This is a genomic window from Frankia sp. KB5, assembly GCF_002099325.1.
Lineage (GTDB): Bacteria > Actinomycetota > Actinomycetes > Frankiales > Frankiaceae > Frankia > Frankia casuarinae.
In genome coordinates, this window is sequence record NZ_MRUJ01000170.1 from 1 (window position 1) to 11894 (window position 11894).

Annotated in this window: 11 protein-coding genes; 10 read left to right on the top strand and 1 reads right to left on the bottom strand. The window is 67.4% G+C overall.

Annotated elements, in window-relative coordinates:
- Positions 1–702 precede the first annotated feature (702 nt).
- On the top strand, positions 703–951 hold the full coding sequence (locus KBI5_RS16660) for a helix-turn-helix transcriptional regulator (protein ID WP_085015760.1): 249 nt from the start codon (positions 703–705) through the stop codon (positions 949–951).
- Positions 952–1148: 197 nt separating this feature from the next.
- Here KBI5_RS16660 and KBI5_RS16665 read toward each other — a convergent pair whose 3' ends face one another.
- Entirely contained in the window at positions 1149–2234 is a 1086-nt protein-coding gene (locus KBI5_RS16665) for a Gfo/Idh/MocA family oxidoreductase (protein WP_347272516.1), read from the bottom strand.
- A gap of 117 nt (positions 2235–2351) precedes the next feature.
- Between KBI5_RS16665 and KBI5_RS16670 the strand changes: the two genes are divergently transcribed.
- The 9 genes from KBI5_RS16670 to KBI5_RS16710 all read left to right on the top strand — a co-directional run bounded on the left by KBI5_RS16670 (position 2352) and on the right by KBI5_RS16710 (position 11682).
- Positions 2352–3527, top strand: coding sequence for a cytochrome P450 (locus KBI5_RS16670; protein ID WP_085015761.1), 1176 nt, complete (start codon positions 2352–2354; stop codon positions 3525–3527).
- 199 nt (positions 3528–3726) lie between these two features.
- Positions 3727–3999: a phosphopantetheine-binding protein gene (locus KBI5_RS16675; RefSeq protein ID WP_157902532.1), complete on the top strand. Its 273-nt coding sequence runs from the start codon at positions 3727–3729 to the stop codon at positions 3997–3999.
- 86 nt (positions 4000–4085) lie between these two features.
- Positions 4086–5081: a ketoacyl-ACP synthase III family protein gene (locus KBI5_RS16680; RefSeq protein ID WP_198537743.1), complete on the top strand. Its 996-nt coding sequence runs from the start codon at positions 4086–4088 to the stop codon at positions 5079–5081.
- Positions 5071–6204, top strand: coding sequence for an acyl-CoA dehydrogenase family protein (locus tag KBI5_RS16685; RefSeq protein ID WP_085015764.1), 1134 nt, complete (start codon positions 5071–5073; stop codon positions 6202–6204). Before KBI5_RS16680 ends, KBI5_RS16685 begins: the two co-directional genes overlap by 11 nt.
- Entirely contained in the window at positions 6201–7703 is a 1503-nt protein-coding gene (locus KBI5_RS16690; protein ID WP_198537745.1) for an amino acid adenylation domain-containing protein, read from the top strand. The genes KBI5_RS16685 and KBI5_RS16690 overlap by 4 nt, the downstream gene beginning before the upstream one ends.
- Positions 7704–7712: 9 nt before the next feature.
- Positions 7713–7991 (top strand): acyl carrier protein, encoded by a 279-nt coding sequence (locus tag KBI5_RS16695; protein WP_085015765.1) that lies wholly within the window; start codon positions 7713–7715, stop codon positions 7989–7991.
- Positions 7992–8004: 13 nt separating this feature from the next.
- Entirely contained in the window at positions 8005–9711 is a 1707-nt protein-coding gene (locus tag KBI5_RS16700; protein ID WP_085015770.1) for a cobalamin-dependent protein, read from the top strand.
- 205 nt (positions 9712–9916) lie between these two features.
- Positions 9917–10897 (top strand): polyprenyl synthetase family protein, encoded by a 981-nt coding sequence (locus KBI5_RS16705; RefSeq protein WP_085015766.1) that lies wholly within the window; start codon positions 9917–9919, stop codon positions 10895–10897.
- The gene (locus tag KBI5_RS16710; RefSeq protein WP_085015767.1) at positions 10897–11682 is read left to right on the top strand and encodes an SDR family oxidoreductase; all 786 of its coding nucleotides are present in this window, start codon (positions 10897–10899) and stop codon (positions 11680–11682) included. The genes KBI5_RS16705 and KBI5_RS16710 overlap by 1 nt, the downstream gene beginning before the upstream one ends.
- The last annotated feature ends 212 nt before the right edge of the window (positions 11683–11894 follow it).

Consider the following 11894-nt stretch of genomic DNA (forward strand, 5'->3'; position numbering starts at 1 on the left):
TGAGCGGCCGACCAGCCACACCCACAGACAACTACCGAACGTTAACCATCGCTACAGATCAACTGGAATGGTGCGGAAATCCCGTCGGTGCATCCAGGCTGAGACATGCGTACCCGTTCCACTTCGCGATCTTTGCGGGCGTGAAAGCGATCATTTCAGTGGGCGACCGCCCCTCTATCTCCAGGTCAAAGCCCGGCTGCAAATCGTTGCAGCCGAAAGTGACGCACAGTTTGCGGCCGGGATCCGAGTCGCCGCCGAGGGTCCTTAAATCGGTTCCGGTAGCAGAAAGTCACCCCGTCTGTAATGTGCGTCACAGTCGGACGTGTACCTTGTCGATTGAGGTGCTTTCCTATAGGCTGAACCGGATCGGTGCGACTGGATTCAATCCATACCGCAGACTGTAAATCCGGAGGAAGATGGTGGGTGCGGCCCTTTTTGCGTCTACGGTATTCAGGTTGGCTGGCGTCGACGCGACTTGTTTTATCTGCCCGGCCAGCGTGCGTTCGCTGCCAGCCGCACTCGTGGCCGGCGCACGTCGGCGGCATACGGATCGCGGGAGTCACTGGCCGCTGGTCGGTGCACAAGAAACTCCTTGTCACGGCGACAGTCATCCAGTCCGCCCGCACGCACCGCCAAGGATCAGGTCATATGTCACCGGTCCCTGCTGAATCCCGACGTGAAGCGGAATGAGAGAAGATCTGAATGACCACCATGGGATTCGACATCCCAGATTTCGAAAAGGTGCTCACCGCGAGGCAGACCGAGGTGGTCCGGCTCGCGGCGCTGGGGCTGACCGCGAAGGAGACCGCCCGTCGGCTCGGCATTTCGAAGACCACCGTGGAGGGACACCTGACCGAGGCTCGGCGACGGGTCGGGGCGAACACCAAGTCGCACCTGGTCGGCCTGGCGGTCGCCGCCGGGATCGTCGCTCGGGTGAATCCCGATGTCTAGCCCCGTTCTCCGCACATGCGCGCATCGTTGCAGGTCAGCGCGCCGACCGATTCGATCACGCGGCGCATCGTCGCAGGTCAGGGCGCCATGTGCGGAAGACGGGTCTAGCGGGGCACGGCGGCTTCCGCCAGCACACCCGGCAAGCCCCTGGACCCACGGTGACCACCTGGACCGACCGGCATCCCTCCTGCGCGCACTCAGGAGACGTACGCGTACTCGGCCCGGTCGCGGATGGTGTCGACGAGATCGGCATGGCGGCGCGAGTCATCATTCTTCGCGGCCAGTTCCCGGGTGGTCACGCCCGGGTCGGACAGGATTGCGGCCGCGAAGAAGGTGATGATGTTCGCGAACTGGTCCGCAGGCGGAAGGGTGATCTCTTCACGGCGGTCCTGACGCTCGATCCGGATGACCGGGCGATGCTCGGGCGGTGGCGTGAACGCCGTGTCCAGCGCGAGCCGGCCGGAAGCGCCTAGCAGCTCGTAACCGCTGCGGTAGGAGTGCTCCATTCCGAATGCGAGCTGAGCCGTGACGCCATTCGGATCGGACAGCAGGAGGCTGCCGCCCACCACGGCGCCGCCTGGTCGTTGGACCCCCCCTGGTCGTTGGACCCGGAGCGCCGCGCCGACCAGATGAAGGTCGGGCCCAAGAAAGCGGAGCGCGGCACGGACGGGATAGACCCCGATGTCCACGAGGGCGCCACCGCCGACGTCGGGCCGGTAGCGGGGGTCATCAGGCGGCCTCGACGGAATCGTGAAGGTGCTCACGAACGACCTGATCTCACCGATGGCCCCGTCCGACACCAGCTCATCGACACGACAGTGTTGCGGATGATGCAGGAACATCATGTTCTCCAGTAGCAGGCGCCCCCGTCCGTCGGCCAGCCTGAGAAGGCGTCTGGTTTCTCGCGACTCGGTGGTGAGGGGTTTCTCGACGAGGACATGCTTGCCCGCCAGCAGCGCCCGCTCGACCCACTCGGCGTGCAGCGCGGCCGGCAACGGGATGTAGACGGCGTCCACGTCCGCCCGCTTCAGTAGCTCCTCATAACCGGCTACCGCTACTCCGCCKAAGCGTTTGGTGAACCGCTCGGCCCTCGCTAGGTCGCGGYTCGCCACAGCCTGTATCTCGATGGCGCGTTCCGCCCGCATCGCAGGCAGGGTCCGCCGCCACGCTATATCTGCACAACCCAGCACGCCGGTTCGCACCGGCCCAGATCCCGCTTCCAGTCGAGCCTCCCATCCGACGCTCGGCGGCCGTACGGACGACAACGCATCGTACTGAGACACAGAAGAATTTCAACACCGACATCACAGGTAAGGAAGCCCCTGTTTATTGGGGCTTGGCCGGCGCTGACAGCGCCCGGCAGAGTGACTTCCGGTGCTTACAGGAAGAGGTAACCAGGTATGGCTGCCCAGATCCAGCTTCCGCTCGACCCACCGCATCCGGCGCGACCGCAAAGCAACCTTGGGTCGCTCCAGAAGCAGGGGACGGTGCACCGGATCAGCACATCCGTGGGCGACCCCGCCTGGCTGGTGACCGGATATCAGGAGATCAAAGGTCTGCTCGCCGATTCACGGCTGGGTCGCAGCCACCCCGACCCCGCCAACGCCGCGCGCAGCGGTGATTCCGAGCTGCTTGACGGTCCGCGCGGCGACTACGAGACCGAGCATGCATGGATCGCGACGATGCGGGCACGCCTGCAGCCGTTCTTCTCACCGGGGCACGTGAAGGCCATGCGCGCCCGGGTCGAGGCGGCGACCGGTGCTCTCCTGGACCGGTTGGCCGAGCAGGGCCCGCCGGCGGATCTGGCCGATGCCCTCGCGCTGCCCCTGCCGCGGGCGGTCATCGGCGACCTGCTTGGGGTTCCGGCGGAGGACAGGGCGTCCCTGGACGAATGGACGACGKCGGTGAGCGACGCCGGCGACCGGGAACGTTCGGCGGCCGGGCTGGCCAGCCTGCACCGCTACGGCCGAGAACTGGTGGTCCGCAAGCGAACGCGGCCGGGCCAGGACGTCATCTCCTGGCTGGGCGAGGACGGAACCCTGTCCGACGACGAGGTCGCCCAGCTGGCGATGGGCGTGCTGTTCGCCGGGTACGAGACCACCGCGGCGGCGCTCTGCGCCGGCACGGCGCTCCTGCTCGACTCCCGGGAGCAGTGGCAGACGCTCTGCGGCAATCCGGAGCTGAGCCCCTCCGTGGCGGAGGAGAGCGTACGGGTCGTCAGCCGTCTGCTCCGCCCGGTGATCCGCTACGCCCGTGAGGATCTGGAGATCGCCGGGGTCGCCGTCGGGCGCGGCGAGCTGGTGATGCTCGAGATCTACGCCGCGAACCACGACGATACAGTCTTCCCCGGCCCCGGCCAGTTCGACATCACCCGCGAGGACAACCCGCATCTCTCCTTTGGCTTCGGGCTGCGGTACTGCATCGGAGCTCCGCTCGCCCGGCTGGAACTGGAGATCGCCTTCAGGCAGTTGGCCCTGCGCTTCCCGCAAATGCGCTTGACGGTGCCGGCTGCGGACCTGACGGTGCGGCCGGCCTCTTTCGCCGCCATGCCCACATCCCTTCCCGTCGCCTGGTAAGCCGACGTGAGAAGGTCGGCGACCGTAACGGTCCCCCACAAGTCAGGGTACGCCAGGGAGGAATCGCGTTTTTTGAACAGTTTACGAGCAGGAAAAAGGGAGAAGGGTGCGAGAGCCGCCGGTGCTGGCGAGGTGCTGATTTCGCCGCCGTACCGAGGCGTCGTGGCAGATCCGCGAGTCGAACCGAGGTCCCATGAACATGGCCGCGAAGAAAACCGATCCAGAGCATGTTCTTGCTCGTCTCGAGTCGATCCTCGAGGAAGTCTGGGAGCAGCGCTCGGCCGATGTTGCGATCCAGCGCGACGCATCGTTTCTGGAGCTCGGCGTCGACTCGCTCACGCTGGTCCTTCTACTCGACAAGGTGGCCGCGGAGTTCCGCATCGACTGGGAGAGGGAGACATCTCCAGGCGCCGCCAGCTCGCTGCGCTCGCTATCGGCCCTCGTGGTGCGACGAACGCACGACGCCGACTGAACAAGGGGGCACAAGTGCGCGTCCGGGGTGTATACCTCGCCGGCGTCGGCGTGTTCCTGCCAACGGCGCAAAGTATCGAATCGGCAGTGCGGCAGGGACTGGTCCCGGCTGGCACGGCGGCGGAGTACGACCTCTCGGGGGTCGCCGTCGCGGGGCGGATCTCGGCGCCGGAAATGGCCCTGGCCGCCGCCACGGAGGCGCTCAAGGCCAGCGAGACGAGCGCCGAGGACATCGGGCTGCTCCTGTACACGGGGGTCTGGCATCAGGGCCCCGACGGATGGGGTCCGCAGGCGTACCTGCAACGACACCTGCTTGGCGACGACCTGCTCGCGGTCGAGGTCAGGAACGGCTGCAACAGCACGTTCAGCGCGCTGGAACTGGCCGCCGCATATCTTCAGGCCTCTCCTGGGATCCCGGCGGCGCTTGTGACCGCGAGCGACAACTTCGGCACGCGGCTGATTGACCGGTGGAACCCCGGCGCCGGGGTGTCCTTTCTGGGCGACGGCGCCAGCGCCGTGGTGGTCAGCACCACCGCGGGATTCGCGGAGCTGAGATCCCTGTGCTCGGCCACGTTCTCGGAGATGGAGGAGGCACACCGATCCGGAGTGCCACTGTTCCCGCCCAACGCCACGGCCGGCAGCGCGCTGGACTACGGGGCGAGAAGCACCGACTTCCAGAGGAAGGCCGAAAGCGACGGGTCATGGGTGCGGCTGCTGCTGGGCCATCAGCGGCACAACCTCGAATGCACCGAGCGGGCGCTGGAGGAGGCCGGTGTAGCGGCCCGCGACATCAGGCACGTCCTTGTCCACAGCATGCCGCGCCAGGCGGCCACCTCCTACCTCAAGATCCTCGGTTTCTCCCTGGAACGGTCGACGTGGGACTTCAGCAGGACCGTCGGGCACCTCGGCGCGAGCGATCACGTGGCTGCGCTGCACCACCTGCTGTCGACGAACCGCCTCGGCGCCGGAGATCACGTGCTGCTGTGCGGCTTCTCCCCGGGAGTAACCTACAAGGCGGCTGTCCTCCGCATCCGCGACCTCGACCCGACACAACGGCGTAAGGCCCAGTGCAGTGGACTTTGAGCTCACTGCGCGCCAACGACGGCGGGGCGAGCGCATCCGCGACGCCGCTGGCGGCCTGCCCCACCCAGAGCCGGGAGCGGCCGCCGGAAGGGGTGTGTGGCAGGCCGCGGGGGAACTCGGGATCACGGGCCTGTGCCTGCCCGAGGAGCACGGGGGCGGCGGGCTCGGTGCGCTCGACACCGCTCTCGGCCTCGAGGCGTTCTGCGCGGGCGGCGCCGAGACCGGACTCGCCTTCGCGATCGCCGCGCACCTGCTGGCCTGCGGCACCGCTCTCGCGGCGCACRCCCACGAGCCGGTACGGTCCGACCTGCTGCGCGGTCTGAGCTCCGGCAAGATGATCGCCGCCAATGCGATGACCGAGGACGGCGCCGGGTCGGACGTGAGCCGGATCGCGACGACCGCGGTGTCCGACGGCGACCACTACGTGTTGAACGGGGCGAAGTCGTTCGTCAGCAACGGCCCGCTGGCGGATGTTCTCGTCACCTACGCGGTCACCTCGCCCGCTGCCGGTTATCTGGGCCTGTCGGCGTTCGCCGTCCCCGCAGACGCGCCCGGCCTCCGGATCGGCCCCACCCTCGCGAAGGCGGGCCTCGACGGATGTGCCGCCGCGCGAGTGGAGTTCACCGAATGCAGCGTTCCCCGCCGCTACCTGATGGGTGCGGAGGGCCACGGAAGCGCCATCTTCCAGGAGTCCATGTCCTGGGAACGGGCCTGCCTGCCCGCGATCTATCTGGGGGCGATGGAGGCCCAGCTACGCCGCTGCGTCGCGCACGCCAGGGAACGACGGCAGTTCGGCAGGCGCATCGGGGACTTCCAGGCGGTCTCCCACCGGCTGGCCACGATGAAACGGCGCCTGGAGAGCAGCCGCCTGTTGCTGTATCGGGCCTGCTGGGAGGTCGATCAGGACGGCCCGGACGCCGGCGAGGCAGCGGCGCTCGCCAAGGTGGCCGTCGCGGAGGCCGCGGTCGCCAACAGCGTCGACGCGGTCCGGCTGTTCGGCGCGCGGGGATACCTGACCGCCGATGGGATCGGTACCCAGCTGATGGACGTCGTGCCGCTCCACATCTTCTCGGGGACGACAGACATCCAGCAAGAGATCATCGCCAGGGGGATGGGCCTGTGAKCAAGCCCGTCAACCTCCACGAACTCATGGCCCGGACCGCGGCGCGGACCCCCGAAGCCCTGGCTGTGGCGGGCCCCTGCGGCGCGGTGACMTACGTGGAACTCGATGCCCGCGCTGACGCCCTGGCCAGCGTGCTGGCCGGCCATGGCGTGGGCCGGGGCGACCGCGTTCTCGTGTGGAGCCCGAAGTCGGCGGACGCGCTCGCCGCTATGCAGGCGGTCCTGCGGCTCGGTGCTGCCTATGTCCCGATAGACCCCCTCAGTCCCGTGGAGCGCGTCGCGACCATCGTCCGCGAGTGCGGGGCGCGAGCGCTGTGCGCCCCGGCCGATCTGCTCTCACGCGTTGCCGGCGAACTTCCCGACGACCTGGTCCGCATTGACACCGCTCCTCCGAAGGGCACGGACGCGGCACCGGAGAGTGCGCGGGCGCGCACGGCGGTCCGCGTCCGCGTCGGCCAGGACGAGCCCGCGTACATCCTTTTCACCTCGGGCTCGACGGGGACGCCGAAGGGTGTGTCYGTCAGCCACCGCAACGCCCTGGCGTTCGTGGAGTGGGCCGTCGAGGAACTGTCGGCCGGTCCCGGGGACAGGTTCGCCAACCATGCGTCATTCTCCTTCGACCTGTCAGTGCTGGACATCTACGCGGCGTTCGCGGTCGGCGCGACAGTCTGTCCGGTACCCAGCGAGTTCGCGTACGCGCCGCGGCGTCTCGTCGAATTCCTGCACCACGAGCGCATCACCGTCTGGTATTCCGTTCCTTCAGTGTTGATCCTCATGCGGTGCGACGGCGGCCTGCTCGACAGACCGGCACCCGAGTCGCTGCGCGCGCTGCTGTTCGCGGGCGAGCTTTTCCCCATTCACCACGTCCGGCGGTTCGCCGAGTGGACCGATGCCCGGCTGCTCAACCTCTACGGTCCGACCGAGACCAACGTGTGCACCTGCCACGAGGTCCGGCCCGAGGACCTTGAGCGTGATGTTCCGGTCCCGATCGGCACCGCCTGCGGYGGCGACCGGGTCTGGGCGAGCAAGCCCGACGGCCGGGTGGCCGGCCCCGGCGAGGAGGGCGAGCTCATGGTCAGCGGCCCGACCGTCTTCCTCGGGTACTGGGGTCAGCCGGCGCAGAACGGCCCCTACGCCACCGGAGACCGTGTCAAGGTCCGCCCCGACGGCTCCTTCGACTACCTGGGGCGTACCGACGGGCAGGTCAAGGTCCGTGGCTACCGCATTGAACTGAGCGAAGTAGCCGCGGCGTTGCACACGCATCCGGAGGTGACCGAGGCCGCGGTAGCCGCCGTGGGGGAGGGGCTCGACCGACGTCTGGCCGCCTTCGTGACACGGACCCCGGCAAGCGCCCTCGGGAACATCGCGCTCAGACGCCATCTGGCGCAGCGGCTTCCCCCGCAGATGATTCCCGACGACGTTCGTTTCGTCGAAGAGCTGCCTCGCAATGACCGGGGRAAGCTCGACCTCGCGGCCCTGGTCGCTCAATACAACGTGTGAGGAGACTCGGTGACAGCCACGCAGGAACGAGAAGAAATCGCATCGAAGCTGCTCGCGTTCATCCGGGAGAGCTTCCTGGCCGGAGACCCTCAGGGGGAGCTCGCCAGCGATACGCCGCTGCTCGAACTGGGCATCCTCAACTCGCTGAACACCGCGACTCTGATCGCCTACATCTACGACGAGTTCGAGGTGAGGATACCCCTGCGCGACGTTACCCCGGAGACGTTCAAGAATCTGGAGAACCTCACCTCTATCCTGCATGAGGGGCGGAGTTCTGCCCATGCGTGAACTGAAGTCCGACATGTTCCTCATCCATGCTCCGAGCGTCTTCGATTTTCGTGATCGCGACGACATCCTGTTCGCCTACCTGAGCGACAGTGACAGTGTCAACGTCACGTCCGTCTACGAGATGTACCCGATCGGCTGGTTCTCGATCAAACAGCACCTCGCCGACCACGGCGTGCAATGTGACATCGTCAATATCGCATCATTGATGCTGATGCATCCGGAGTTGGACGTAGAGGCGCTGATCGGGCGGATGGAAGCGCYGATCTTCGGTTTCGACCTGCACTGGATGACGCAGTGCTATGGCTCGATTGAGCTGGCGAAGATCGTCAAGYGGGTGCATCCTGAGGCGCTGACCGTCTTCGGTGRCATTTCGGCGACCTACTATGCTGAGGAACTCGTCCGCTACGAAGCGGTGGACGTCGTCGTCCGGGGCTACGACGCCCTCGAACCCGTTCGTCGCCTCACCGAGGAGGTGCTCACCGGGAACCGGGATTTCCGCACGGTCCCGAACCTGGTCTACACATCCGGTGGCGAGATCGAGTCCACGGGATTCGACCACAAGCCCGCGACGAACTACAACAACGTCGTCAACAGCTGGTCGTACTACCAGAAGACGCCGGTCACGCCGCTGTCCAGCAAGCTCATCATGACGCTTCCGAACACCGGATGCGCTCACGACTGCGGCTGGTGCGGGGGCTCCCGATTCGCCTACCGCAACATCATGGACGTCCGGAAGACGCTGGTCCAGAAGGACAACGATCTGATCGTCGAAGAGCTCAGGACGATGGGCGAGGCGGCCAGGCACACCTCCATCTATGCCTTGCAGTGCTACTCGGAAAACAAGTCGCGCATGCATCGCTATCTCGACGCCGTGCACGATTTCGGTTATCGGAGCGTCTACTTCGAGCAGTTCAACCTGACGCCGGACGACACGCTGAAGAAGATGGGTGAGTCCACCGACGCCTACATTCTGCTCTCACCCGAGTCCCACGACCCCAGGATCAGCAGGGCGGCCGGTCGCGGCACGTTCACCATGGAGGAGATGGAGCGGTGGATCCCGCGCGCCCTGGACGCCGGCGTCAAGGGCGTCATGGTGTGGTTCTTCATCGGCATGCCGTACCAGGACCGCCAGTCGGTGATGGACACGGTCGCGTACTCCGAGCGCCTCATACAAAAATTCGGCGGGTGGCCCGCGCTGCCGCTGATCTGCCCGATGGTGCCCTTCCTCGACCCTGGGTGCCGATTCTTCGAGGAGCCAGAGCGGCACGGTTACCGGATATTCCACCGCACGTTGGAGGAGCACCGGCAGGCCATGATCGAACCGCTGTGGTACCGCCGCCTGAACTATGAGACGCAGTGGCTCAGCCGGCGCGAGCTGCAGGACGTCTCCTACGAGGCGATCGCCCGGCTGGTCAGCATCAAGGGCGAGTACGGCGTCCTGCGCGGCGAGTTCTGCGAGGCCGTGCTGGAGACGATAGACCAGACCCGGCGGCTGCTCCAGGAAATGGAACGCGCGCTGACTCTGGACGGCGGGCTGCCGGCCTCCCTGCGCGACGAGGTACGAGCATACAACCGCAAGATCCTCGCCTATTCGAGCGATCAGATCCTGCCCATGCCGCGTCCCTTCGGAGGGCGCTGGTTCGATGATGTCACCGTGCCCGCCGAGCTGATTAGCGAGGTTTCGGACCAGAGTTCCCGGCCCAGTCGTTCGCCCATATGAACACGCCCCGGCGCCTTCCCGTGATTGGACGACACGACCGCCGGTGGCCCGCACGACCCGCCGGAGGGTAACTCCACTCCTGAGTCCGAGACTTCCGAGGTGAGTTGTGCATACCGAGACGGCAGCAACCCAACGCGCACGTGTTTCCCAGACCTCGAACGCGACCTCGAACGCGGTTCCGCCGGAGATCGAGCGGGTGAACCGTATGGTCACCCCGCTTCTCCATCGGGCGGTCACCGCGTTCGACGAACGGCTCCGGCCCATGATCGCCCACCATTTCGGGTGGCCGCAGATCGATCTGCCGCCGACGACCAGCAGCGGCAAGATGGTGCGCGCCACGCTCACCGTCCTGGCCGGCGAGTGTTTCACGGACGACCCCGAAACCATCTCCCGCGTCACGATCGCAGGGGCTGCCGTGGAGATGGTCCACAATTTCTCTCTCATCCACGACGACATCATGGACGGTGACGCCGAACGCCGCGGCCGCCCGGCTGTCTGGTGCGAGTACGGCGTACCGGCCGCCATCCTGGCGGGTGATCTGTTGCTGGCCCAGGCCCCGTTTATGCTAACCGGGTCGTCGAGCTACGAACCGCGGGCGACGCGGCTGCTGGCCGACGCCATCGTCCGGCTCGCCGCCGGGCAGATGGCCGACCTCTTGCTGGAGGGCAGGGCCGAGACCAGCCTGGACGAGGCGCTCGCGGTCGCCGAGGACAAGACCGCTGCGCTGCTGTCCTGCGCCTGCGAGCTGGGGGCCCTGCTGGCCGGCGCCTCGTGGGAGGCGACGCAGAGGTTCAACCGGTTCGGGCTTCATCTTGGCCTGGCGTTCCAGATAGCCGACGATGTCCTGGGCATCTGGGGTGATCCAGCGCGCACCGGCAAGCCCGTCGGCTCCGACCTTCGCAGCAGGAAGGGCAGCTTCCCCGTGACGGCCGCCCTGGCTTCCGGTACTCCCGAGGCGGCCGAGCTCTCGCGCTTCTACGCAGACCGGGGACCGGTGAGCGAGGACGACGCCCGGCACGCCGCCGACCTGGTCACTCGGGCCGGCGGCCGGGCGCGTGCGGTGCGGGAGATCGAGCGGTTCGGGATGCTGGCGCGCCAGGAACTGGACGCCGTCCGGGAGTTGCCCCTGGAACGCGTGGCCCCTCTGTTCTCCTTCACCGACTACGTCTTCAGCCGGAACCACTGATGAGCGAGATCGCCCGGCCGTCCGCCCACCCACGCGACGACCGGCTCACCCTGTCCGGCTYGTCAGCCCTGGTGACCGGAGGGACCAGTGGGATCGGCCGGGCGACCGCGATTGCGCTCGCCAGGCGAGGGGCGGACGTCGTGGTCGCCGGGCGGGATGAGCAGCGTGGAAAGCAGGTCGTCGCAGAAATCGTCGACGCGGGGGGCGCGGCGGACTTTATCGCCGCCGAGCTGCGCGGCGAGTTCTCCGCGAGGAGACTCGCGCGCGCTGCGGTGGCCCGGTTCGGCCGGATAGACGTGTTGGTCAACAATGCTGGAATCTTTCCGTTCGGCCCGACGGAGCAGACGACGGAGGCGGACTTCGACGCGACGTTCGACCTCAACGTCAGGGTTCCGTATTTCCTCGTCGCGGAGCTCGCACCCACGATGGCCCGGCGCGGCCACGGCGCGATCGTCAACGTCACCACGGCGGCGGCCGCGTACGGTGCCGCCAGCCTCGGCCTCTACGGCGCCAGCAAGGCGGCGCTGGTTCTGCTGACGAAGGCATGGGCCGCCGAGTACGGACCGCATGGTGTGCGGGTCAACGCGGTCAGCCCCGGCCCGACCCGCACCGAGGGGACCGCCCCCAGGGGCGCCGCCCTCGACCAGGCGGCGGCGGCCGGGCCTGCCCGGCGACCGGGGACGGCGGCGGAGGTCGCCGAGGCGATCGTTTTTCTCGCCTCCGAGCCGTCCAGTTTCGTGCACGGCGCGATACTGGCGGTCGACGGCGGCCGCGCCGCCGTCTGAACCCCGCGTCTTCGGAGGTCTCAGGCCCGGCGGCGGAGGTCGGTCTCGAGCCCGGCGGAGTCGGTCTCAGCTTGATTTTTAACCTTTTCGCTGCTGGTGGGCGGTCACGGTCAGGTCCCGTCTGACGGTCTTCCCGACGTCGTGGTGGGGTGCGGGTCTGCGGTTGCGGGAGCCGGGAGGGCGGCCGGGCCCTGCTTTGGTGGGTTTCGGTG

Bases quoted from the DNA above. Each gene is read 5' to 3' on its own strand.
- KBI5_RS16660 (WP_085015760.1), top strand. From the start codon at position 703: ATGACCACCATGGGATTCGACATCCCAGATTTCGAAAAGGTGCTCACC.
- KBI5_RS16675 (WP_157902532.1), top strand. From the start codon at position 3,727: ATGGCCGCGAAGAAAACCGATCCAGAGCATGTTCTTGCTCGTCTCGAG.
- KBI5_RS16705 (WP_085015766.1), top strand. From the start codon at position 9,917: ATGGTCACCCCGCTTCTCCATCGGGCGGTCACCGCGTTCGACGAACGG.